Here is a 23,410-nt window from a genome sequence, read left to right on the forward strand (position 1 = left end):
AGAGTCGCTGCCGTGACAGCTACGACGCCGCGCCTGCTCCTCGTCGACGGACACTCCCTGGCATACCGGGCGTTCTTCGCCCTGCCGGTGGAAAACTTCTCCACCACCACGGGGCAGCCGACCAACGCCGTCTACGGCTTCACCTCGATGCTGATCAACGTGCTGCGCGACGAGCAGCCGACGCACATCGTGGTCGCGTTCGACGTCTCCCGACGCTCCTTCCGCACCGAGAAATACTCCGAGTACAAGGCCGGTCGCAGCGAGACCCCTACCGACTTCAAGGGCCAGGTGAGCCTGGTCAAGGAGGTCCTCGCGGCGCTGCGGGTGCCGGTGGTGGAGAAGGAGGGCTACGAGGCCGACGACGTCATCGCCACGCTCGCCTGCCAGGCCCGCGACCAGGGCATGGACGTGTTGATCACCTCCGGTGACCGGGACGCGTTCCAGCTCGTCGGCGACCAGGTCACCGTGCTCTACCCGCGCAAGGGCGTCTCCGACCTGGCCCGGATGGACCCGGCCGCGGTCGAGGCGAAGTACGGCGTCACCCCCGACCGCTACCGCGACCTGGCCGCTCTGGTCGGCGAGACGAGCGACAACCTGCCCGGCGTTCCGGGGGTGGGCCCGAAGACCGCGGCCAAGTGGATCAATCTCTACGACGGGGTCGAGGGCGTGGTGGCCCGCGCCGACGAGATCAAGGGCAAGGCCGGCGACAGCCTGCGCGAGCGGCTGGCCGATGTGATCCGCAACTACGAGATCAACTGCCTGGTCACCGACCTGGAGCTGCCGCTGCGCCCGGAGGACGCCCGCTGGCAGGGCTGGGACCGGGAGGCCGTGCACCAGGTCTTCGACACGCTCCAGTTCCGCATCCTGCGCGACCGGCTCTACCAGTACCTGGAGGCCGTCGAGCCGGAGGCCGAGGCGGGCTTCGAGCTGGCCGGCGAGGTGCTGACCGAGCCGGGCGCGCTGGCCGGCTGGCTGGACACGCACGCCCCGGCGGGCGCGCCGGTCGGCCTGGCCGCCACGCTCGACACCGGCCCCAACCGCCGGCACACCGCGACCGTCACCGGGATGGCGCTGGCCACCGCCGGCGGCGCGGCCGCCTGGTTCGACCCGGCCCGGCTGGAGGCCGACGACGAGGCCGCCCTGGCCGGCTGGCTGGCCGACGCCGTGCGTCCCAAGGTGCTGCACGACAGCAAGCCGGCGGTGCTGGCGTTCGCCGCGCACGGCTGGGACCTGCAGGGCATCGCCCGCGACACGCAGATCGCCGCCTACCTGGCCCGCCCCGACCAGCGCTCCTACGACCTCACCGACCTGGCCCTGCGTTACCTGCACCGGGAGCTGCGCGTCGACGCCCCGGAGACCGGCCAGCTCACCCTGGACGGGTTCGGCGACGAGGGCGCCGCCGAGCAGAACCTGATGCTCCAGGCCCGGGCCACGCTCGACCTGGCCGACGCGATCGACGCCGAGCTGTCCCGCGACGGCGAGCAGTCCGCTCGGCTGATGGCCGAGGTGGAGCTGCCGTTGATGCGGGTGCTCGCCGCCATGGAGCGCACCGGCATCGCCGCCGACACCGACTACCTCTCCGAGCTGGAGGCGCACTTCGCCGCCGAGGTGAAGGCCGCCGCGCAGGCCGCCTACGAGGTGGTCGGCCGGGAGTTCAACCTGGGCTCGCCCAAGCAGTTGCAGGAGATCCTCTTCACCGAGCTGGGGCTGCCCAAGACCAAGCGGATCAAGACCGGCTACACCACCGACGCCGACGCCCTCCAGTGGCTCTACGCGCAGACCGAGCACCCGCTGCTGCACCACCTACTGCGCCACCGCGACGTGGCCAAGCTCAAGTCGACAGTCGACGGCCTGCTCAAGTCGGTCTCCGACGACGGCCGGATCCACACCACGTTCAACCAGACGGTGGCCGCCACCGGCCGGCTCTCGTCCACCGAGCCCAATCTGCAGAACATCCCGATCCGCACCGAGGAGGGGCGCCGGATCCGGCGCGCGTTCGTCGTCGGCGAGGGCTACGAGTGCCTGCTCACCGCCGACTACAGCCAGATCGAGATGCGCATCATGGCGCACCTCTCCGCCGACGAGGCGTTGGTCGAGGCGTTCAACTCCGGGCACGACTTCCACGCCGCGACCGCCTCCTCGGTCTTCGCCGTCGAGGTCGGCCAGGTGACGGCCGACCAGCGCCGCAAGATCAAGGCGATGAACTACGGCCTGGCCTACGGGCTGAGCGCGTTCGGCCTGTCCCAGCAGCTCGGCATCACCGCCGAGGAGGCGCGCGGGCTGATGGAGAACTACTTCGCCGGTTTCGGCGGGGTCCGCGACTACCTCCACGAGGTGGTGGCCCGGGCCCGCCAGGACGGCTACACCTCGACCATCCTGGGCCGCCGGCGCTACCTGCCCGACCTGGTCAGCGACAACCGGCAGCGCCGGGAGATGGCCGAGCGGATGGCGCTCAACGCCCCGATCCAGGGCTCGGCGGCCGACCTCATCAAGGTCGCCATGTTGCGTGTCGACGCCGCGCTGCGTGACGCGGGGCTGCGGTCCCGGATGCTGCTCCAGGTGCACGACGAGCTGGTCTTCGAGGTCGCCCCGGGGGAGCGGGAGGCGCTGGAGGCGTTGGTGCGCCGGGAGATGGGAGCGGCGCACCCGCTGTCGGTGCCGATGGAGGTGTCGGTGGGCGAGGGCCGCGACTGGAACAGCGCCGACCACTGACCACCCCACCCCGACCCGCGTCGGCGTGTCGCCCTCCGGGAAAAGGAAGCACTTTCGAGCGGTATGCCTCTGAGTCATGATTATGACTCAGAGGCATACCCCTTTCTGGGGCACCTTCCGCGGTCGGCCGACTACAGGCCGAGCAGGCCGGGCAGCGCGTTGAGCGCACCGTGCACCACCAGCGGCGGCCACATCCGGCGGTACCGGGACCACAGATAGCCGAGGAAGAGCCCGATCACGCCCTGGTTGACGGCCAGCATGGCCAAATCGAGCCCGGGCCGGCCGGCTGTGAGCGCCCGCCCCCAGCCACTGCCCGGCACCGCCAGCGGGGTGGCGTAGCTGAGCACCAGCCACACCGCCACCGGCAGCGCCGGACCCAGCGGTGGGCGGCGCCCGTCGGGGCCGGCCCGGCACGGCACCGCGGCGGCCACCGGCGGGCGGCCAGGAACACCCCGGCCGATACGCCGAGCAGCAGCACCAGCTTGAGCGCGCTGTACGCCGGCTCGCCACCGAGCAGCGGCATGAGCGCGGCGAACGCGAGCCGGCGAGCAGCAGTGGCACCGCCTCCCGCCACGGCGCGACCGGGTCCGGCCACCGGGGGTCCGGCGCGGGGATGACGGCGGGCGGTGGATACGGCGGTCGTCATCGCCGGCACGGTACCAACGCGGCGCGACCGGGCCGTCTCCGGCGAGACTCAGCCCTTGAGCGGGTCGTGGCCCCAGTTCATCAGCGACCAGCGCCACTTCGTGTCCCGGACGTCGCCCGACGGGCGCTGGGCGAGGTGCCGGTGCACGTACCCGATCACCTTGCGCATGTGCTTGTAGTCGGCGGCGGTGAGCTGGTCGCGCTTGCGGCGGAGCAGGTCCACGATCTTCCGGCCGGAGTCGTGCCCGACCGACTCGCCGCCGGGGGTGCCCGGCTTGTGCCAGCCGACGTGCTTGGACTCGTCGGTCTCCAGCCAGCGGGTCAACTCGGCCGGCTTCATGTTCACCGCGTCGGTGAACTCGCGGTAGGTCTGCTGCGGGTCCTCACTGCGGTTCATCGCGCAGCACCTCCGGTCGGTGGGCGACGTCACGCCCGGAGTCGTCGTTGGTGATCCGGTACTGCGGCTGCTCGGGCGAGGCGTTCACCGGATGCCCGCGCACGTGGGTGCGCTCGGTCAGCTTCTCCTTGACCACGCCGTGCGCCCGGCCGCTGTGGCTGGCCCAGGAGACGTGGTCGCCGGCGCGGAACTCCTTCTCGGCCATGCCGCACGGTTACCCGGCGTCGCGGCCGAGTAACGGCGACCGGAGGTCAGGGTCGGATCTCGGCGATCGGCAGCTTGAGGGTGAACGGCTCGGTCAGCTCGACCACCTCGCTGCCGTCGGCCGCCAGTTCGTACTGGCGCTCGCCGCCGGGGCCGATCCGGTCACCGAGGCGGTAGGCGTAGAGGTGTACCGGGTCCTGCTCGATCCGCCAGTAGAACGGGATGCCGGCAGCGGCGTACTCACCCGGCTTGGCGAACCGGTCGACCCGTCGGGTGCCGGGGGAGACGATCTCGACGGCCAGCACCACGTCCGCCGGTCGCAGCCGGGACCGGTCGTTCGGCAGGCCGGCGTGGTGGAGCAGCACGTCCGGCTGCCGGCTGGTGTTCGGGCTGAGCCCAACGCCGACCGCCAGGGACGGCTGGAGATGCGTCGGTGCGTGGGATCGAAGCCAGAGCCACAGCAGACTGGCGATGGTCTGGTGGCCCAGGGTGGGGGAGGGTGTCACCTGGATGACTCCGTCGACGAGTTCGACGCGGGGGGCGTCGTCCGGCAGGGTGAGCAGGTCGTCCAGCGTGTAGTCCGCACGCTGCTGCCGCATCGGGTCCGGACACCAGGGGCCAGGTGATGTCGGGACGGGCTCGGCGCTCATGCGGCGAGCGTACCGCCGGCCGACGGCACGAAGGTCGCACCGGGCGTGCGACGCGCTCAGCCGGCCGGCTTCTCCGTCACGAAGATGGCGGTGCCGGGGAAGAGCCGGCCGCGCAGCGGGCTCCACTGGCCCCAGATCCCCTCGTGCCCGGCCGGCCACTCCGGCTCCACCAGGTCGAGCAGGCGGAAGCCGGCGCCGACCAGTTCCCGGATCCGGTCGCCGAGCGTGCGGTGCTGCTCCACGTAGGTGGCCACACCGTGGGTGTCCTGCTCGACGTAGGGGGAGCGGTCGAAGTACGAGTGCACGGCGGTCAGCCCGCCCTCCCCGGGGTCGTCGAGGAAGATCCAGCGCATCGGGTGGGTGACCGAGAAGACCCACCGGCCGCCGGGGCGTAGCACCCGGGCCACCTCGCGCATCGCCGCCGCCGAGTCGTCCACGAACGGGATCGCGCCGAACGCGGTGCAGACGGTGTCGAAGGCGGCGTCGGCGAACGGCAGCGCCAGCGCGTCGGCCTGGACCAGCGGCACGCGTACCCCGGTCCGGTCGGCGGCGTCGGCGGCGTGCCGCAACATGCCGGCGGACAGGTCCAGGGCGACCGGGTGGGCGCCCTCGGCGGCGAGCCAGCGGGCGGCGGCGGCCGCGCCGGCGCCGAGTTCGAGGATCCGCCGGCCGGTGACGTCGCCGAGCAGGCGGGCGTCGGCCTCGCGCAGACCCTCGGGGCACCAGACGAAGTCGACCTCGCCGAGGAACGTGCCGTGCTCGGCCTGGTAGGCGTCGGCGTCGGTGTCCCACCAGCCGCGGTTGGCGCGGCGGATCTCGGCGGCGCCGACCCGCCGGCGGGTCACCCTGTCGTCGTCCACCCGTTCACGCTATGGCCGGCACGTGCGGACGGTGCGATCGGGTCCGGCGTGTTGCCGGTGGGACGGATGTGACGGACGAGACAGCAGTGGCCCCTTACCGCGCGAAATCTCCGCTTTCGCAGCCGATGCGCTCGCACGGACCCGGGAGGGCTTGCACGCTGTGGTAATGCAGCGGGTAGGCTAGACGATGCGCTCGCGGATCGTGTGCCTCGGCAGGGAGCAGGTGCGCGGTCACCGGAGCCACTAATGATCTTCTCGCGTCGATCGTTCGGTGTGCCCGGCGGCGGATCCGTTGGCGCGGAAGAGTCACCGCGACACCCATGCCCGCTGTGACAACCCATCCGACCGGAGCAACCGCCCACATGACGAGCAGCATCGAGGCCACCTCGAGCGCCAACAAGGTCACGCACGACGATCTCGGCTCTGAGGAAGCTTTCCTCGCCGCTATCGACGAGACCATCAAGTACTTCAACGACGGCGACATTGTCGAAGGCACCGTCGTCAAGGTCGATCGGGACGAGGTCCTGCTCGACATCGGCTACAAGACCGAGGGCGTGATCCCCTCTCGGGAGCTGTCGATCAAGCACGACGTGGACCCGGCCGAGGTGGTTTCGGTCGGCGACCACATCGAGGCCCTCGTCCTCCAGAAGGAGGACAAGGAGGGTCGGCTGATCCTCTCCAAGAAGCGGGCGCAGTACGAGCGGGCCTGGGGCACGATCGAGAAGATCAAGGACGAGGACGGCGTCGTCCGCGGCTCGGTCATCGAGGTCGTCAAGGGTGGTCTCATCCTCGACATCGGCCTGCGCGGCTTCCTGCCCGCGTCGCTGGTCGAGATGCGACGGGTGCGTGACCTGCAGCCGTACGTCGGCCGCGAGCTCGAAGCCAAGATCATCGAGCTGGACAAGAACCGCAACAACGTGGTCCTGTCCCGCCGTGCCTGGCTGGAGCAGACGCAGTCCGAGGTGCGCACCGAGTTCCTCAACAAGCTGCAGAAGGGCCAGGTCCGCAAGGGCGTTGTCTCGTCGATCGTCAACTTCGGCGCGTTCGTCGACCTGGGCGGCGTGGACGGCCTGGTGCACGTCTCCGAGCTGTCCTGGAAGCACATCGACCACCCGTCCGAGGTCGTCGAGGTGGGCCAGGAGGTCGAGGTCGAGGTCCTGGACGTCGACCTGGACCGCGAGCGGGTCTCGCTGTCGCTGAAGGCGACCCAGGAGGACCCGTGGCGTCAGTTCGCCCGCACCCACGCGATCCAGCAGATCGTGCCGGGTAAGGTCACCAAGCTGGTGCCGTTCGGCGCGTTCGTCCGGGTGGACGACGGCATCGAGGGCCTGGTCCACATCTCCGAGCTGGCCGAGCGCCACGTGGAGATCCCGGAGCAGGTCGTGCAGGTCGGCTCCGAGGTCATGGTCAAGGTCATCGACATCGACCTGGAGCGTCGCCGGATCTCGCTGTCGCTCAAGCAGGCCAACGAGGGCTTCGTCGAGGGCGAGGAGCACTTCGACCCGACCCTCTACGGCATGGCTGCCACGTACGACAACGAGGGCAACTACATCTACCCGGAGGGCTTCGACCCGGAGACGGGCGAGTGGCTCGAGGGCTACGACAAGCAGCGGGAGACCTGGGAGAACCAGTACGCCGAGGCGCGTCAGCGGTGGGAGGCCCACACCAAGCAGGTGCAGACCTCCCGCGCCGCCGACGCCGAGGCCGCCGCCAACCCGGCCCCGGCCACCAGCGCGTCGACCTCCACCTCCTCCTCGACCTCGTCGGCCCCGAGCCGTCAGGCCGAGGAGCCGGCCGGCACGCTGGCCACCGACGAGGCGCTCGCCGCGCTGCGCGAGAAGCTCGCCGGCGGCAAGTGACCGGTCGCTGACGCCGGTCCGTCCGTAGCGACGAACCAGCTCTGACGACGGGCCCCGTCCCCGCGTTCCGCACCAGCGGAGCGTCGGGGGCGGGGCCCGCGGTCGTTCCCGGGCCGGCGAGCCCGGTTTGGCGCCGGCACGGTGATCGGGTTGACTGTCCGGATGCTGAAGGTGGGGCTGACGGGTGGGATCGGGTCCGGCAAGAGCGCGGTCGCGAGCCGCCTCGCGACGCTCGGCGCGGTGGTCGTCGACTCCGACCGGATCGCCCGCGAGGTCGTCGCCCCGGGCACCGAGGGGCTGGCCGAGGTGGTCGCCGCGTTCCCCGACCGGGTCCTCGGCGCCGACGGCACGCTGGACCGGGCCGCGCTGGGCGCCCTGGTCTTCGGAGACGAGGCGGCGCGTCGCCGGCTGGAGGCGATCACCCACCCCCGGGTACGCGCGCGGGCGGCTGAGCTGGTCGCCGCCGCGCCCGCCGACGCGGTGGTGGTCAACGACGTGCCGCTGCTGGTCGAGGTGGGGCTCGCGCCGACGTACCACCTGGTGCTCGTGGTGCAGACGGCGGTGCCCACCCGGCTGGCGCGGTTGACGCGCGACCGGGGCATGGACCCGGCCGAGGCCGAACGGCGGATCGCCGCGCAGGCCGACGACGCCCGCCGCGCGGCGGTTGCGGACGTGCTGCTCAGCAACGACGGCACGCGGCCCGACCTGCACCGGGCGGTCGACGACCTCTGGCGGGATCGGCTGCTGCCCTACGAGCGCAACGTCCGGGGGCGGCACGCGGTCCGGCCCGACCGGACGACGCTCGCCGAGCCCGACCCGACCTGGCCGGCGCAGTTCGCCCGACTGGCCGCCCGGATCCGCCACGCGGTCGGCGGCGACCCCCGGGTCGACCACGTCGGCTCCACCGCCGTGCCCGGCCTGACCGCGCCGGACGTCATCGACGTCCAGCTCAGCGTGCCGTCGCTGGCGGAGGCGGACGGCCCGCTCGTCGATCGGTTGGCCGAGGCCGGCTTCCCCCGGCTGCCCGGCGAGTGGTGGGACGCGCCGCCCGGCCCGGACCGGGTGCACTGGGTGAAGCGGGTGCACGCCGGCGCCGACCCGGGGCGGCCGGTGCTCCTGCACCTGCGGGTGGCCGGCTCGGCCGGCTGGCGCCACGCGCTGCTGATGCGCGACCACCTCCGCGCCGACCCGGCCCGGCGGGCCGCCTACCTCCAGGTCAAGCGCGACCTGGTGGCCACCGCCCCGGCGAGCGCCGAGCAGGGCACGCTCACCGACCCCTGGTTCGACGAGGAGCAGTTGCGGGCCGAGGAGTGGGCCGCGCAGACCGGCTGGCGGCCCTGACCGGCAGGTCAGCGGTCCGGGCCGGCGAAGAGGTCGAGTCGGATCCACACCCCCGGCCCGGTGTGCAGCTCCAGCCGGCGCGGCAGCCCGCCCCGGTCGAGCCACCAGCGCAGGCCGCCCGGCACCTCGACGACGTCGACCGTGCGGCCGGCCGTCCGGTCCTCGCGAACCCGGACCGCCGGTTCCCCCGGCGGGTGGGCGCCGGCCCGCAGCGCCGTGGCGAGCAGGCGGTCCAACCCGTCGGCGCGCGTCGCGGGTGACGCCGCCCCGGGGTCGTCGGGGGAGGCCTGCGGGTGGGCCACCGGGCCGGTCCGGACCTCTCGCCGGGTGCGCCGGCCGGTGTCCTGGTCGGTCAGCGCGAGCGAGGCCGAGTCCGTCGCCCAGTTCAGGGTGCCGGCGCCGGCCAGGTTGGCCGAGGGGCCGAGCGGGGCGGCCACGGACACCGTCGCGGCACCCGCGGCCCGCAGCCGGGCGGGCAGCCGGGACAGCCGGTCGGCCTCGTCGTCCGTCGGTGCCCGGGGCTGGCCGGAACGGCCCCCGAGCACGTCCACCGGGTGTGGCGTGGGTCGGTCCGCGCGGATCAGATCGACAGTGGTCGCCGTGCCGTCGGGCAGCCGGCCGGCCAGCCGGTGCAGCCGGGCGTCGCGGTCCAGCCAGAGCCTCGGCAGCGGGTCTCCCGACGCGGCGGCCAGTGGGGCCCGGAGCACGTCCACCTCGACGCCCGCCAGGCTCTCCCGGCGCAGCCAGCGGCCGTCCGGAGCGGTCGGATCGACCCGATCCGCGCCGAGGCTCAGCAGCAGGTCGCGGACGGCGGTGAGGCCGCGACCGGCGGTGGGCTCGCGGAGCCGCCACCCGTCGTCCGGCGGCACCAGCGGCGGCCGCGCCGGCGTGGGCAGTGCGGTCGCGTCGGGGCGGACCAGCAGCGCCGACGCGGTGGCCTGGACGAGCCCGCGGTCGGCGCCCGCGCCCGGACCGCCGACGTCCAGGTAGACCAGCGGCCGGGCCCAGTCGACCCAGCCGAGCAGGTCGGTGCGGCTCGGGCCGGCGCCGACGGTGATCCGGACGCCGGCCCGTACGTCACGCAGGTTGGTGACCCTCAGCGCGGCCATCCGGTCCGCCTCGGCCGCGCTCAGCGGACGCGGCGCGTCGGTCGGGGCGGACGGTCGGGGCGAGCCGCCCAGCAGGCCGGTGACCAGGACGGTGGCCGAGGCGGCGGCGGCCACCACGAGCGCGGCGAGAGTGGCCCGCCGCCGGGTCGGGCGCTCCGGCGGGTCGTCCCCGTCGTCCAGCGCGGGGTCGTCGGCCGGCGGCGCGGTGGCGGCGGGCGGGCGGGCGGCGACATCGGTGCGCCGGCGGCGGCCGGTTGCGGGACGTGCCGGTGCGTTGGTGCGGCTGCGCCGATGACCCCGGCCCGGCTCGCGTGGCACCGGCTGGTCGCCGCCGCCGCGCGCGGTGAGCCGGTGCGGGCGGTCCGCGGCGCGCTGCCGACCCGGCTCCGGCGCCGGGTCGGGTGCGCCGGCGCCCGGCGCGCGATCGCGTCGCGGCCGGCGATCGGGAGAGGTCTCCACGAGTGGAGAACGCCACGGTGGGGTCGCGGGTGACGTAGGGGGCGCTCGCGGCGGCCGGTGAGCGCGTCAGCGCGACCACCGTGGGCGCGCACGCCGGTCGTCCCGGGTGCTGCGGCCCCTGGCGCCGGGGGCGGCCGGGCCCCCACGAGGGGGCGGCCACCTGCCCGGTCGGCCGCCGCGAGCGGCCTACGGTACGAGGGTAGTCCGGTGAGATGAGCCACACAATGGGAATATCGAAGCCGGTCAGGGACGGTCCGTGGTCACCGGGGAAGTGTCGGACCGCGGGCGTACCGTTGACGTCATGGCGCTCGACATTCCCCGGCTCGACGGCCGCTTCCAGGTGGTCAGTGAGTTCCAGCCGGCCGGCGACCAGCCGGCAGCCATCGACGACCTTGAGCGTCGCGTGCGGCGTGGCGACCGCAACACGGTGCTGCTCGGCGCGACCGGCACCGGCAAGAGCGCCACCACGGCGTGGCTGGTCGAGCGGTTGCAGCGACCCACCCTGGTGCTCGCGCCCAACAAGACCCTCGCCGCCCAGCTGGCCAAGGAGTTCAGCGAGCTGCTGCCGCACAACGCGGTCGAATACTTCGTCTCCTACTACGACTACTACCAGCCCGAGGCCTACATCCCGCAGACCGACACCTACATCGAGAAGGACTCCTCGATCAACGAGGAGGTCGAGCGGCTCCGGCACTCGGCGACGATGTCGCTGCTCACCCGGCGCGACGTGATCGTGGTGGCCACCGTGTCCGCGATCTACGGCCTGGGCACGCCGGAGGAATACCTCGACCGCGCGGTGCGGGCCCAGGTGGGGCAGGAGCTCGACCGCGACCAGTTGCTGCGCCGCCTGGTCGACATCCAGTACACCCGCAACGACATGGCCTTCCAGCGCGGCACCTTCCGGGTCCGCGGCGACACGCTGGAGATCATCCCGGCCTACGAGGAACTCGCGGTCCGGATCGAGCTGTTCGGCGACGAGATCGAGAAGCTCTACTACCTCAACCCGTTGACCGGTGACGTGGTCCGCGAGGTGGACAGCCTGGTGATCTTCCCGGCCACGCACTACGCGGCCGGCCCCGAACGCATGGAGCGGGCCATCCGCGACATCGAGGCCGAGCTGGCCGAGCGGCTGGCCGAGTTGGAGCGGCAGGGCAAGCTGCTGGAGGCGCAGCGGCTGCGCATGCGCACCACCTACGACATCGAGATGATGCGCCAGGTCGGTTTCTGCTCCGGCATCGAGAACTACTCGATGCACATGGACGGCCGGCTGCCCGGCAGCCCGCCGCACTGCCTGCTCGACTACTTCCCCGACGACTTCCTCACCGTGGTCGACGAGTCGCACGTGACCATCCCGCAGATCGGCGGCATGTACGAGGGCGACGCCTCCCGCAAGCGGATGCTCATCGACCACGGCTTCCGGTTGCCCAGCGCCGCCGACAACCGACCCCTGCGCTTCGACGAATACCTGGAGCGGGTGGGCCAGTCGGTCTTCCTCTCCGCCACTCCCGGCCCGTGGGAGCTGGAGCAGGCCCAGGGTGAGTTCGTCGAGCAGGTGATCCGGCCGACCGGCCTGATCGACCCCGAGGTGGTGGTGAAGCCGACCAAGGGTCAGATCGACGACCTCATGCACGAGATCAAGCTGCGCACCGAGCGCGACGAGCGGGTGCTGGTCACCACGCTGACCAAGAAGATGGCCGAGGATCTCTCCGACTATCTCCTGGAGAACGGCATCCGGGTGCGTTACCTGCACTCCGAGGTGGACACGTTGCGCCGGGTCGAGCTGCTGAGCGAGTTGCGCAAGGGCGACTACGACGTGCTGGTCGGCATCAACCTGCTCCGGGAGGGCCTCGACCTGCCCGAGGTCTCCCTGGTGGCGATCCTCGACGCCGACAAGGAGGGCTTCCTGCGCAGCGGGCGGTCGCTGATCCAGACCATCGGTCGCGCGGCCCGCAACGTCTCCGGCCAGGTCCACATGTACGCCGACAAGATCACCCCGTCGATGGCGTCGGCGATCGACGAGACCAACCGGCGCCGGGCCAAGCAGATCGCGCACAACGAGGCCCACGGGATCAGCCCCGAGCCGCTGCGCAAGAAGATCCACGACATCCTCGACGACATCTACCGCGAGGCGGAGGACACCGAGAACACCACGGTCGGCGGCGCCGCGCGGCAGCTCTCCCGGGGCAAGGCGCCGGTCAAGGAAACCCGCAGCCGGGGCGGCCGGGGCGGCGCGGCCACGCCGTCGCGCGAGGGCATGGCCCGGGCCGACCTGGCCAACCTCATCCAGGAGCTCAACGACCAGATGCTGGCCGCCGCGCGGGAACTCCAGTTCGAGCTGGCGGCGCGGATCCGCGACGAGGTCGCCGACCTCAAGAAGGAGTTGCGGGGGATGGACGCGGCGGGGGTGCGCTGACGAGTGTCTGTCGCTCTGCGCGAGCGAGGTATTGCCGTGTGTGATGGTCATGCGTACGCTCCCACCGGGAGGCGCGCATGCCGTTGTCAGCAAGTCCTGTCGTCCGGAGGGTGCGGCTCGGCGTGGAGCTGCGCCGGCTGCGCCGCCGTGAGTCGCTCACGCTCGAGCAGGTCTGCACGCGGCTCGGTTGGGCGTCCACATCGAAGCTGTCCCGCATCGAGCTGGGCCAGAGCCGGCCCGACCTGGCCGACGTCCTCGATCTGCTCGACGTCTACGAGGTGCCGCCGCACCAGCGCGACGACCTGATCGTCATCGCGCGCGACGCCGCCACCGGGCGCGGCTGGTCCAAGGCGTTGGGCGAGATGGGCGAGCGGCAGCGGGCGTTCGCGGAACTGGAGGCGGGCGCCGAACGCATCGTGGAATACCAGCCGGCGCTCGTGCCCGGCCTGCTACAGACCCCGGCGTACGCCCGGGTGCGGGTGGCGGCCGGCGCGTCGCTCGCCAGCGAGGTGGACGTGGAGGCCGACGTGCGGGCCCGGACGGTGCGCCAGGAGCTGCTGGTCCGGGCGGATCCGCCGCACTACACCGTGCTGCTCGACGAGCGGGCCTGCGAGCCGGCCGGCCTGCCGGGCGAGGTGTGGCGGGAGCAGGTGCGGCACCTGCTGGCGCTGGCCGAACGGTCGCACGTCACGATCCGGGTGCTGCCCCACGGCGCCTCGTCCGGCGACGACCTGCACCCGCTGGCGCCGTTCTCCTACTATGCCTACCGGGACCCGGACGACCCGCGCACGGTGCTGGTGGAGACGCTCACCACCGACCTGCGCCTGGTTGCCGAGGCCGACGTCGCCCGCTACGAGCAGGTGATCGAGCGGCTGCTCACCGCGGCGCTGTCGGAGGACGCCACGGTCGAGTTGCTGACCCGCCGGCTCGGCGCCCCGCCGGTGCCTCGGCAGCGTGACCCGCACGACCCGGAGTGAGGTGACCACGCGGCCACCGGGCCCGGCGCCCCCGATGCCCGCCGGGGCCGGTGACCGCGCGTCGCGCGCAGGGTACGTGCGGGGTACGACAGATCAGGCCGGCACGTCGACGAAGTGCTCGACCAGCGGCGGGCCGGCGAAGTGGGGCCCGATCAGCCCGCGCCACCGCTCGAATCGCTCGGTCTGCCGGAAGTTGGCGTCGTGCGCCTCGACCGAGTCCCACTCGACCAGGAGCACGAACCGGGTGGGCGACTCCACCCCGCGGGTCATCCGCACCGAGCGGCAGCCCTGCGCCTCGGCGAGGATCGGCCGCGCCTGCGCGTAGGCGGCGGCGAAGTCGTCCTCGTGTCCGGGTGTCACATCGATCAGCGCGACCTCAAGAACCATGCCCGAAGCCTGCCATGCCGGGGTCCACGAGTACGCTCCGGGTGCGCTCGGGGAGGACACCATGCTCGACTGGCTCACCGGCACCGCGTTCACCGTGTGGGGCGCCGGCACCACCTGGGCCGAACTGCTCGGCTTCGTCACCGGCGTGGTCAACGTCTGGCTGGTCGCCCGGCAGCACATCGCGAACTGGCCGATCGGCATCGCCAACGTGTTGCTGCTGATGCTGCTGTTCTGGACCGCCGGCCTCTACGCCGACGCCGGGCTGCAGATCGTCTACGTGGTGCTCGGAGCCTACGGGTGGTGGCACTGGCTCTTCGGCGGCGAGCGGCGCGGTCGGCTCACGGTGACCCGCACCGGGCGGCGGGAGTGGTGGGCGCTGGCCGGGGCCGGGGTGCTGCTCACCGCCGGCCTGTGGGTGTTTCTGGACCGGGCCACCGACTCCACCGTGCCGCTGGCCGACGCGGTCACCACCGCGCTGTCGCTGCTGGCCACCTACGGCCAGACCCGCAAGCTGGTGGAGAGCTGGTGGCTGTGGATCGCCGCCGACCTGATCTACATCCCGCTCTACGTGTACAAGGGTCTCTGGCTGACCGGCGGTCTCTATCTGATCTTCCTGGCTCTGTGCGTGCTCGGGCTGCGGGCCTGGCGGGCGGACCTGCGCCGGCGCGCGGCGGCCACTCCGGTGCCGCCCGGGCCGGCGCCGGTGGCGGCGTGAGCGTGACCGGTTCGGGGCGGTTCCGGCACGGCCTGGTGGTCGGCAAGTTCTATCCGCCACACGCCGGGCACCACGCGCTCGTCGAGGCCGCCGCGGCCCGGTGCGCGGCGGTGACCGTGGTGGTGGCGCCGTCCCGACGGGAGTCGATCCCGGTGGAGCTGCGGCTCGACTGGTTGCGTGAGGTCCACGCCGGCACCCCGTGGGTACGGTTCGTCGGCCGGTACGACGACCACCCGGTCGACTACGACGACCCGGCGGTCTGGGACCTGCACTGCGCGGTGTTCGCCGACGCGCTCGGCGGCGCGCCGGTGGACGCCGTGTTCTCCTCCGAGGCGTACGGCGAGGAGTTGGCCCGGCGGTTCGACGCCGTCGCGGTCGACGTGGATCCGCGGCGGCTCGCGGTGCCGGTTTCCGGCACCGCCGTGCGCGCGGACCCGGCGGCGCACTGGCGGTGGCTGAGCCCTCCGGTGCGGGCGTGGTTGGTGCGACGGGTCGTGGTGGTCGGCGCCGAGTCCACCGGCACCACCACCATGGCGCGGGCGCTCGCCGAGCACTACCGCACCGGCTGGGTGCCCGAGTTCGGCCGCGAGCTGACCGCGCGCAAACTCGCCGTGCTGCGCCGGTCCCGGCCGGACGCGACGGTCTTCGACGTCACCTGGGACCGGGACGACTTCGTCGAGGTGGTGCGCGAGCAGCAGGCCGCCGAGGACGCGGCCGCGCGGGTGAGCGGTCCGCTGCTGGTCTGCGACACCGACGCCCGGGCCACCGCGGTCTGGGAGGAGCGCTATCTCGGGTCCTCCGCCGAGGTGGTGCGCGCGTCCGCCAGGCGTCCGGCGCTCTACCTGCTCACCGGCCACGAGGGGGTGCCGTTCGCCGACGACGGCCTGCGTGACGGGGAGCACCTGCGGGCGTGGATGACCGGCCGGTTCCGCGCGGAGTTGGCCGGCAGCGGGGCGCCGGTCGTCGAGTTGCGCGGTACGCACGGGGAGCGGCTGGCCGTCGCGACCGCCGCGTGCGACGCCCTGCTCGCCGCCGGCTGGTCGTTCGCCGATCCGGTGCTCCCCGATCGGGATTCGTCGGGCGTGTCGCAGCCCGGACGGCAGTCGGGTCGGGAGCGGTATACCCCTCAGTCATAAATATGACCGGGAGGTATACCGCTTCCGACCCGACTCTCGCCCAGCCGCGCCCCGACCCAAATGCGGCTAGTCTCCTAGGACGCTCTTGTCGGACGTGACACCGGGCACGTGGCGGGACGGCGGATCGGCGCCCGGAGATGCGCCACCCCGGTGCGATGGTGAACAATGGCGGCCGAGGAGGGGAGTATTCCTTCGCGACGGAGTCGTCAGCACGGAAGAGCGCCGGCACCTCAGGTGGCTCGACCCGGGTCCGTCGGTCGGAGCCCACGGGCCCCGGCGGAAGAGACCTCCGACAGTCACCACAGTCAGCGTCGACGCACCCCGGCCCCACACCCGGCGTACGGTGTGCCCGACGCTGCGTGTCTGCCGGAGGATGGATTTGAACGTGTCCGCATTGGTGTGGGCGGTAACCCTGACCGCGATGATCGCGGTCCTGCTGGCCGACCTGTTCATCATCGGCCGCCGACCGCACGAGCCCAGCGTCCGTGAGTCCAGTCTGTGGGTCGGCTTCTACGTCGGGCTGGCGTTGCTCTTCGGGGTGGTGCTCTGGCTGACCGCCGGGCCGGGCGTGGCCGGCCAGTTCTACACCGGCTGGCTCACCGAGTACAGCCTCTCCGTCGACAACCTCTTCGTCTTCGTGATCATCATGGCCCGCTTCGGGGTGCCCCGGCAGTACCAGCAGAAGGTGCTGCTCATCGGCATTCTGCTGGCGCTCGTCATGCGCGGTGGGTTCATCGCGGCCGGCGCCGCGCTGATCTCCCAGTTCTCCTGGGTGTTCTACATCTTCGGCGCGTTCCTGATCTACACGGCGGTGAACCTGGCCCGGCAGGGCGAGCCGGACGAGGACGAGTTCAGCGAGAACGTGCTGATCCGGTGGAGCCGCAAGGCGCTGCCGCTGTCGCGTGACTTCGACGGGGCGCGGATGACCACCCGCGAGAACGGACGTCGGCTCTTCACCCCGATGTTGATCGTGATGATCGCGATCGGCACCACCGACCTCATCTTCGCGCTCGACTCGATCCCGGCGATCTTCGGCATCACCCAGGAGCCCTACCTGGTCTTCACCGCGAACGTGTTCGCGCTGATGGGGCTGCGGCAGCTCTACTTCCTGCTGGGTGGCCTGTTGGACCGGCTCATCTACCTCAGCTACGGGCTGGCCGTGGTGCTCGGCTTCATCGGGGTCAAGCTGGTGCTGGAGGCGCTCGCCGACAACAACCTGCCGTTCATCAACGGCGGCGAGCACGTGGGCTGGGCCCCGCACATCCCGATCTGGCTCTCGCTGACCATCATCCTCGGCACCCTGGCCGTGGCCACGGCGGCGAGCCTGGTCAAGTCGTCGCGGGACCGGCGTCGGGAACTGGCCGCGGCACGCCGCTGATCCGCACCGGGTGTCCGGGGCCGGGTCGCCCCGGACACCCGGATCAGACCCGGTGCGCGCCGACCAGGGTGTCGACCCGGGCCGGGGGCAGTTCCTCCTCGACCACCCGGCGGGTCAGGTAGCAGGCGTGCAGCATCCGGCGCCGGCCGCCGTGCGGCTCGGCCGAGACGATGCCGACGTGGTGGATGCGGCGGCCCGGGCGGGCGAAGAAGTAGAGGTCGCCGGGGCGCTCGTCGTCGAGCGCCAGCGGCGTCGTCGCCTCGGCCTGGTCGTCGGCGTCGCGGGGCAACGTGACGCCGTACCGCCGCCAGGCCAGGTGGACCAGTCCGGAGCAGTCGATGCCGTCGGTGGACAGGCCGCCCCAGACGTAGACCAGGTCACGCAGCCGCTCGGCGACCGCCAGCACCTCCTTGGCCGCGGGGCGTTCGGCGGGCGACGGCACGAGGTCGCCCGCCGGCGCCCAGAGCGGCTCCGTGCGGCCGGGTGCCCGCGCCGGCCGCCAGCCGTCCGTCGGCCGCCCCGCGGAGGTGAGGCGGGTGCCCAGGACCACGCCCGCCAGCGCCGGCGGACCGCCGGCGGTCCCGTGCAGCGTGGTGCGGCGGACGTCGACCAGGAGCGTGGGCGCGGCCGGCCCGGCGTCGGCGGGCGCGGCCAGGTGGGTGGCCCGCATCCAGCCCGGATAGCCACGCGGGTCCAGTTTGGCGGCGGGCTGCCCGAGCGCGACCACCCGCACCCAGCCGTCCGGCCCGGCCCCGGTGACCAGCACCGGCTCGCCGAGCAGCAACTGGGTCAGCACGCAGTCGCCGACCCGCTGGTCGTGGTCCATCCCGTCGACCCAGGCGGCGATGTCGGGGGAGTCGCGCAGGGCGGGCTCGTCGGTCGGGCGGACCGCGTCGGGGTCTGTCCACAGCGTCGCCACCGGGACCCGCACGAGGGCCCGATGGCCCGGTTGAGGCACCATCCGTACCCCTCCTCCCACGCTCCTGTGGGCGACCCTATGAAAAAAACCAACGACACTCAACCGTTGCGCTGAACCTTAGCTTCACTCACGTCGGCGATCCCGAGCCCCGGGGCGTTCGGCAGCAGCACGGTCGCGCCCTCGTACCGGATGCCCCCGGTGACCGGCGACCAGGCGAGCCACCAGGCGGCGTCCAGGTCCGAGGTGGTCGTGGTGCCGTGGGCGGCGACCAGGCTGGCGGCCGCGCCCACCCCGACCGGTCCCTCCATCATCGAGCCGACGATCGTGCCCATGCCGTGCGCGGCGGCCAGGTCGAGCAGGGTGCGGGCGGCCTGGAGGCCGCCGCACTTGGCCAGCTTCACGTTGACCATGTCGGCCGCCCGGCGGCGGATCACCTCGACCAGGTCACGCACGTCGAACACCGACTCGTCGGCGAGGATCGGCACCTCCACCCGGTCGCTGACCCAGGCCAGCCCGTCCAGGTCGCGGCGGTGCACCGGCTGCTCGACCAGCTCGACGTCGAGCCCGGCGTCGACGATGCCGCCGATCACCCGGACCGCCTCCCGCGGCGTCCAACCCTGGTTGGCGTCCAGCCGGATCCGCACGTCCGGGCCCACCGCGGCGCGCACCGAGCGGACCCGTTCGAGGTCGCTGCTGGCGTCGGTGCCGACCTTGAGCTTGAGCACGGTGAAGCCCTCGGCGCGCCGCCGGCCGGCCGCCGCGGCCAGATCGACAGCGTCGCCCGCGGCCAGCGTGACGTCCGTCGGGACGCGCAGCGCGGTGCCGCCGAGCAGCCGCACCAGCGGTATGCCGAGGCGCCGCGCGGCCAGGTCGTGCAGCGCCACGTCGACGGCCGCCTTGGCGGACTCGTTGCCGACCACCGCGCCGCGCACCTGTGCGCACCGGGCCTGGAGGTCGTCGGCGTCGCGGCCGGTCAGCAGTGGGGCGAGCAGTTCGCGCACGCACGCCTCGGCCCCGCCGATCGACGCGCCGGTGACCTGCCAGACCTGCGGGGCCTCGCCGAAACCCGAGCGTCCGTCGCTGTCGACTACCTCGACGATCAGCGTCTCCACGGTGGTGGTGCTGCGCAGCGCGGTGACGAACGGGGTGTGTAAGGGGGCCGAGAGCCGGTAGGTGCGTACCGCCGCGATCGTCATGTGGGGCACCCTATAGGCACTGACGGCGAGCAGGGGAGGGCCGATGACCGGGCGGGACTGGGAGCTGGTGGGCGCGCCGAACGCCCGTGACCTGGGTGGGTTGCCGACGACGGACGGACGGCGGGTGCGCGCCGGGCGACTCCTCCGGACCGCGGCGCTGGGCCGGCTCACCGACGACGACCTGCCGGTGCTGGGCAAACTCGGCCCGGCCTGCGTGGTGGACCTGCGCGCGGCGCAGGAGCAGGAGGTGGCCCCGCCGGACCGGCTGGTGGGCGAGCCCCGGGTCGTGCACCTGCCGGTCTACGACGCGGCCCACCCGGTGTTCACCTACGTCTCGGCGGTGTTGCAGGGCCACGACCTGGACGCCTACGCGGAGCTGGCCCGCGAGGGCATGCCGGGGGCGATGACGGCGATCTACCGCTGGTTCGTGACCGGCGAGCCGGCGCGGGCCGGGTTCGGCGCCGCGGTGCGGCTGGCCGCGGACGGCGCGAACCTGCCGTTGCTGTTCCACTGCTCGGCCGGCAAGGACCGGACCGGCTGGCTGTCGGTGGTGCTGCTGACCGCGCTGGGGGTGGCGGAGCCCGCGATCCGGGCCGACTACCTGCGGCACAACGAGCTGACGGAGAGCCTGCGCGAGGTGCTGCTGGCGGCGATGACGCGGCGGCGGCCGGACCTCGACCCGGCGGTGGCCCGGCCGCTGCTGGAGGTGCGCCCGCAGTACCTGGACGCCGCCTACGACGAGGTGCGCCGGGCGCACGGGTCGTTCGAGGTGTACCTGCGCGACGGTCTGGGGGTGACCGACGAGGTGCGGGCCGCGCTGCGGGAGCAGTTGCTGGAGTAGCGGCTCACCCGGCCAGCTCGTGCCGGGCGTCCCAGACCCGGGCGGAGACGTGCGCGATGAGCCGGCAGGCGTCGTCCTCCACCTGCTCGCCGTCCGCGCCGCCGTCGGCCAGGTCGGTGGTGGTGCAGACCACGATCTGGTACGGCGGCGCGTCGTCCGGGAACACCACGCCGGCGCCGTGGCGGACGCCGCGGACCCAGCCGTTCTTGTGCGCGACGCGGGTGCGGTCGGGCAGCCCGGCGGCCAGGTCCTCGCGGTGTTCCTGGGCGACGAGCACGTCGAGCATGGCGGCGCACCCGGCCGGCGAGGCCAGCGGGCCGGGCCGGGTGGCGCCCAGCGCCAGCTCACCGAGCAGGTTGGCGAGGTCGGCGGCGGTGACCAGGTTGTCGATGCCGGCGTCGCGGGCGGCGAAGTCCTCGATGCCGCGACCGGTGACGCTGTGCCGCGCGCCGCCCAGCTCCCAGGCCCGCGCCACGGCCGGCAGCCCGACCTGGCCGATGCAGAGGTTCGTGGCGAGGTTGCTGGATCGGATGATCATGCGTTCGGCGAGCCAGCGCAGCGGCGCGACGCCGTCCACGGCGTCCCAGACCGCCTCGTCGTTGTCGTAGTCACGGTTGTTGGTGAAGCGGGGCGCGCCGGTCAGCGCGGAGTCGAAGGAGTTGCGCACCGGCACCGGCGCGTCCAGGTCGAGCCGGCCCTCCTCGGCGGCGCGGTGCAACGCCACCAGCACGGCGACCTTCATGGTGCTCGCCGCGTAGTGGGTGGCGTCGGCCCGCCGGGTCCAGGTGGGGCGGGCGCCGGGACGTCCCACGTACGCGGAGACGGTGCCGGGCACCTGATCCAGGTGCGCGTCGAGTTCGGCCCAGGTCATGCAGGTGACCGTAGCGGATCTTCCCGGCCGGCGCGGGGCTGCGGCGGCTCCGGGCCCGGGGCTAGCGTGCGGTGATGACGACTCCCCTGTAAGACGAGATCGCCGACTGGTACGAGGAGTACGCGACGTTCGGTTCGGCGACCTACATGGACCGGGTCCGGTCGGTGCTGGCGGGCCTGCTGGGCGACGGCCCGGGGCGGTGCCTGGCACCTGCCCCTGGCCGACCTGCTCACCGCCGTCACCGCCGCCGGCCTGGTCCTCGACCGCGTGGTCGAGTCCGGCTCCGGCCCGATTCCCGACGTCCTGGCCTTCGCGGCCACCAAACCCGCGTGACCCACCCCGGAGCCCGGTCCGCCGAGGGCGGGCCGGCTCCGGGGTGGAGCGGGGTGGGTCAGCCGGCGTGCTTGCGGCGGGCGGCCATCCGGCCGCGCTGGGTCTGGTCCAGCACCACCTTGCGGATGCGCACCGCGACCGGGGTGACCTCGACGCACTCGTCCTCGCGGCAGAACTCGAGGGCCTGCTCCAGCGACAGCTTGCGCGGCGGGATCAGCTTCTCGGTCTCGTCGGAGGTCGACGCCCGCATGTTGGTGAGCTTCTTCTCCTTGGTGATGTTGACGTCCATGTCGTCGGAGCGCGAGTTCTCCCCGACGATCATGCCCTCGTACACCTCGGTGGTCGGCTCGACGAAGAGTTGGCCGCGCTCCTGCAGGTTGATCATGGCGAACGAGGTGACCGCGCCGGCCCGGTCGGCGACCAGCGAACCGTTCTGGCGGGTCCGCAGCTCGCCGAACCACGGCTCGTACGACTCGAAGACGTGGTGCAGGATGCCGGTGCCCCGGGTGTCGGTGAGGAACTCGGTGCGGAAGCCGATCAGGCCGCGCGCCGGGACCAGCCACTCCATCCGGATCCAGCCGGTGCCGTGGTTGACCAGCTGCTCCATCCGGCCCTTACGGGTGGCCAGGAGCTGGGTGATCGCCCCCAGGTACTCCTCCGGGGCGTCGATGGTCAGCCGCTCGACCGGCTCGCAGGTCTTGCCGTCGATCTCCCGGGTGACCACCTGCGGCTTGCCGACGGTCAGCTCGTAGGACTCGCGGCGCATCTGCTCGACCAGGATGGCCAGGGCCAGCTCGCCCCGACCCTGCACCTCCCAGGCGTCCGGCCGCTCGGTGGGCAGGACCCGCAGCGAGACGTTGCCGACCAGTTCCTTGTCGAGCCGGTCCTTGACCATCCGGGCGGTGACCTTGGCGCCCTTGACCCGGCCCACGAGCGGCGAGGTGTTGGTGCCGATGGTCATCGAGATGGCCGGCTCGTCCACGGTGATCAGCGGCAGCGGGATCGGGTTCTCGGCGTCGGCGAGCGTCTCACCGATCATGATCTCCGGGATGCCGGCGACGGCGATGATGTCGCCCGGCCCGGCGGACTCGGCCGGCTTGCGCTCCAGGCCCTCGGTCATCAGCAGCTCGGAGATGCGGACCCGCTGGGTGCTGCCGTCGGTGCGGCACCAGGCCACGGTCTGGCCCTTGCTGATCCTGCCCTGGCGGACCCGGCACAGCGCGAGCCGGCCGAGGAACGGCGAGGCGTCGAGGTTGGTGACGTGCGCCTGGAGCGGCGCGTCCTCCTCGAACGCCGGCGCCGGGATGGTGTCCAGCAGGGTGCGGAACAGCGGCTCCAGGTTGGTGCTGTCGTCCGGGACCGCGCCGTCAGCCGGCTGGGTCAGCGAGGCGATGCCGTCGCGGGCGCAGGCGTAGACGATCGGGAAGTCGATCTGCTCCTCGTCGGCGTCCAGGTCGAGGAAGAGCTCGTAGGTGTCGTCCACGACCTCCTTGATCCGGGCGTCCGGCCGGTCCACCTTGTTGATCACCAGGATGATCGGCATCCGGGCGCGCAGCGCCTTGCGGAGCACGAACCGGGTCTGCGGCAGGGGGCCCTCGCTGGCGTCGACCAGCAGCACCACGCCGTCGACCATGGTCAGGCCGCGCTCGACCTCACCACCGAAGTCGGCGTGGCCGGGGGTGTCGATGATGTTGATGGTGACCGGGTCGCCGTCCGCCGGCAGGTATCGCACGCCGGTGTTCTTGGCGAGGATGGTGATGCCCTTCTCCCGCTCGAGGTCCATCGAGTCCATGACCCGCTCGGTGTCCTCGCCGCGGGCGCCGTAGGCGCCGGCCTGCCGCAACATGGCGTCGACCAGGGTCGTCTTGCCGTGGTCGACGTGGGCGATGATGGCGACGTTGCGGAGGTCGGTGCGAAGCTGCATACCCTCCATACTCCTGTCTGCGGTTGCCGGGGCGCGCCTCGGGGTCACCCCCGAGATGGCCCGGATCTGTGTCGAAAGTGCTGG

General features: G+C 72.8%; 19 protein-coding genes and 1 pseudogene. 9 read left to right on the top strand and 11 right to left on the bottom strand.

Annotated features, from left to right (window positions below):
- Positions 1-12 precede the first annotated feature (12 nt).
- On the top strand, positions 13-2,712 hold the full coding sequence (polA, locus tag O7618_RS04020) for a DNA polymerase I (protein WP_278104598.1): 2,700 nt from the start codon (positions 13-15) through the stop codon (positions 2,710-2,712).
- Positions 2,713-2,843: 131 nt separating this feature from the next.
- Here polA and O7618_RS04025 read toward each other — a convergent pair whose 3' ends face one another.
- The 5 genes and pseudogenes from O7618_RS04025 to O7618_RS04045 all read right to left on the bottom strand — a co-directional run bounded on the left by O7618_RS04025 (position 2,844) and on the right by O7618_RS04045 (position 5,468).
- Entirely contained in the window at positions 2,844-3,143 is a 300-nt protein-coding gene (locus O7618_RS04025) for a CPBP family glutamic-type intramembrane protease (protein WP_278104599.1), read from the bottom strand.
- Positions 3,144-3,409: 266 nt separating this feature from the next.
- Positions 3,410-3,754: pseudogene (locus O7618_RS04030) on the bottom strand (DUF3140 domain-containing protein); the annotation flags it as partial.
- Positions 3,741-3,959, bottom strand: coding sequence for a DUF2945 domain-containing protein (locus O7618_RS04035; protein WP_278104600.1), 219 nt, complete (start codon positions 3,957-3,959; stop codon positions 3,741-3,743). The pseudogene O7618_RS04030 and the gene O7618_RS04035, both read right to left, overlap by 14 nt.
- 46 nt (positions 3,960-4,005) lie before the next feature.
- Positions 4,006-4,608 carry a Uma2 family endonuclease gene (locus O7618_RS04040; protein ID WP_278104601.1) on the bottom strand — a complete coding sequence of 201 codons (603 nt, stop codon included), beginning with the start codon at positions 4,606-4,608 and terminating at the stop codon, positions 4,006-4,008.
- A gap of 56 nt (positions 4,609-4,664) precedes the next feature.
- Positions 4,665-5,468: a methyltransferase domain-containing protein gene (locus O7618_RS04045; RefSeq protein ID WP_278104602.1), complete on the bottom strand. Its 804-nt coding sequence runs from the start codon at positions 5,466-5,468 to the stop codon at positions 4,665-4,667.
- A 320-nt stretch (positions 5,469-5,788) separates the two neighbouring features.
- Here O7618_RS04045 and rpsA point away from each other — a divergent pair, with 320 nt between their 5' ends.
- Both rpsA and coaE read left to right on the top strand, forming a co-directional pair.
- On the top strand, positions 5,789-7,327 hold the full coding sequence (gene rpsA / locus O7618_RS04050) for a 30S ribosomal protein S1 (protein ID WP_181569427.1): 1,539 nt from the start codon (positions 5,789-5,791) through the stop codon (positions 7,325-7,327).
- 162 nt (positions 7,328-7,489) lie between these two features.
- Entirely contained in the window at positions 7,490-8,668 is a 1,179-nt protein-coding gene (gene coaE, locus O7618_RS04055) for a dephospho-CoA kinase (protein ID WP_278104603.1), read from the top strand.
- A gap of 8 nt (positions 8,669-8,676) precedes the next feature.
- On the opposite strand, the gene O7618_RS04060 is transcribed toward coaE, so the two are convergent.
- Positions 8,677-10,236 carry a hypothetical protein gene (locus tag O7618_RS04060; RefSeq protein WP_278104604.1) on the bottom strand — a complete coding sequence of 520 codons (1,560 nt, stop codon included), beginning with the start codon at positions 10,234-10,236 and terminating at the stop codon, positions 8,677-8,679.
- A 301-nt stretch (positions 10,237-10,537) separates the two neighbouring features.
- Between O7618_RS04060 and uvrB the strand changes: the two genes are divergently transcribed.
- Both uvrB and O7618_RS04070 read left to right on the top strand, forming a co-directional pair.
- Positions 10,538-12,649 (top strand): excinuclease ABC subunit UvrB, encoded by a 2,112-nt coding sequence (uvrB, locus tag O7618_RS04065; protein WP_278104605.1) that lies wholly within the window; start codon positions 10,538-10,540, stop codon positions 12,647-12,649.
- Positions 12,650-12,726: 77 nt separating this feature from the next.
- Positions 12,727-13,626, top strand: coding sequence for a DUF5753 domain-containing protein (locus O7618_RS04070; RefSeq protein ID WP_278104606.1), 900 nt, complete (start codon positions 12,727-12,729; stop codon positions 13,624-13,626).
- A 93-nt stretch (positions 13,627-13,719) separates the two neighbouring features.
- On the opposite strand, the gene O7618_RS04075 is transcribed toward O7618_RS04070, so the two are convergent.
- Positions 13,720-14,013, bottom strand: coding sequence for an antibiotic biosynthesis monooxygenase (locus tag O7618_RS04075; RefSeq protein ID WP_278104607.1), 294 nt, complete (start codon positions 14,011-14,013; stop codon positions 13,720-13,722).
- Between the two features lie 61 nt (positions 14,014-14,074).
- On the opposite strand from O7618_RS04075, the gene pnuC reads away from it, so the two are divergent.
- The 3 genes from pnuC (at position 14,075) to O7618_RS04090 (ending at position 17,242) form a co-directional block, all read left to right on the top strand.
- Positions 14,075-14,728 carry a nicotinamide riboside transporter PnuC gene (gene pnuC / locus O7618_RS04080; protein WP_278104608.1) on the top strand — a complete coding sequence of 218 codons (654 nt, stop codon included), beginning with the start codon at positions 14,075-14,077 and terminating at the stop codon, positions 14,726-14,728.
- A complete protein-coding gene (locus tag O7618_RS04085) occupies positions 14,725-15,864 on the top strand; it encodes an AAA family ATPase (protein ID WP_278104609.1) in 1,140 nt (379 codons plus the stop codon). Before pnuC ends, O7618_RS04085 begins: the two co-directional genes overlap by 4 nt.
- Positions 15,865-16,243: 379 nt before the next feature.
- Positions 16,244-17,242, top strand: coding sequence for a TerC family protein (locus O7618_RS04090; RefSeq protein WP_278104610.1), 999 nt, complete (start codon positions 16,244-16,246; stop codon positions 17,240-17,242).
- Positions 17,243-17,285: 43 nt separating this feature from the next.
- Here the strand turns inward: O7618_RS04090 and O7618_RS04095 are convergent, their stop codons facing one another.
- The gene (locus O7618_RS04095) at positions 17,286-18,203 is read right to left on the bottom strand and encodes a C40 family peptidase (RefSeq protein ID WP_278104611.1); all 918 of its coding nucleotides are present in this window, start codon (positions 18,201-18,203) and stop codon (positions 17,286-17,288) included.
- Positions 18,204-18,259: 56 nt separating this feature from the next.
- Complete coding sequence (locus O7618_RS04100; RefSeq protein WP_278104612.1) at positions 18,260-19,357, bottom strand: dipeptide epimerase; 1,098 nt, start codon at positions 19,355-19,357, stop codon at positions 18,260-18,262.
- Positions 19,358-19,400: 43 nt separating this feature from the next.
- Between O7618_RS04100 and O7618_RS04105 the strand changes: the two genes are divergently transcribed.
- Positions 19,401-20,198 (top strand): tyrosine-protein phosphatase, encoded by a 798-nt coding sequence (locus O7618_RS04105; protein WP_278104613.1) that lies wholly within the window; start codon positions 19,401-19,403, stop codon positions 20,196-20,198.
- A gap of 4 nt (positions 20,199-20,202) precedes the next feature.
- On the opposite strand, the gene O7618_RS04110 is transcribed toward O7618_RS04105, so the two are convergent.
- Positions 20,203-21,069, bottom strand: coding sequence for a serine hydrolase (locus O7618_RS04110; RefSeq protein WP_278104614.1), 867 nt, complete (start codon positions 21,067-21,069; stop codon positions 20,203-20,205).
- 391 nt (positions 21,070-21,460) lie between these two features.
- Positions 21,461-23,326 (bottom strand): translational GTPase TypA, encoded by a 1,866-nt coding sequence (typA, locus tag O7618_RS04115; protein ID WP_278104615.1) that lies wholly within the window; start codon positions 23,324-23,326, stop codon positions 21,461-21,463.
- Positions 23,327-23,410 lie beyond the last annotated feature (84 nt).

This window comes from Micromonospora sp. WMMD980 (genome assembly GCF_029626035.1).
In the GTDB taxonomy this organism is placed as follows: Bacteria; Actinomycetota; Actinomycetes; order Mycobacteriales; family Micromonosporaceae; genus Micromonospora.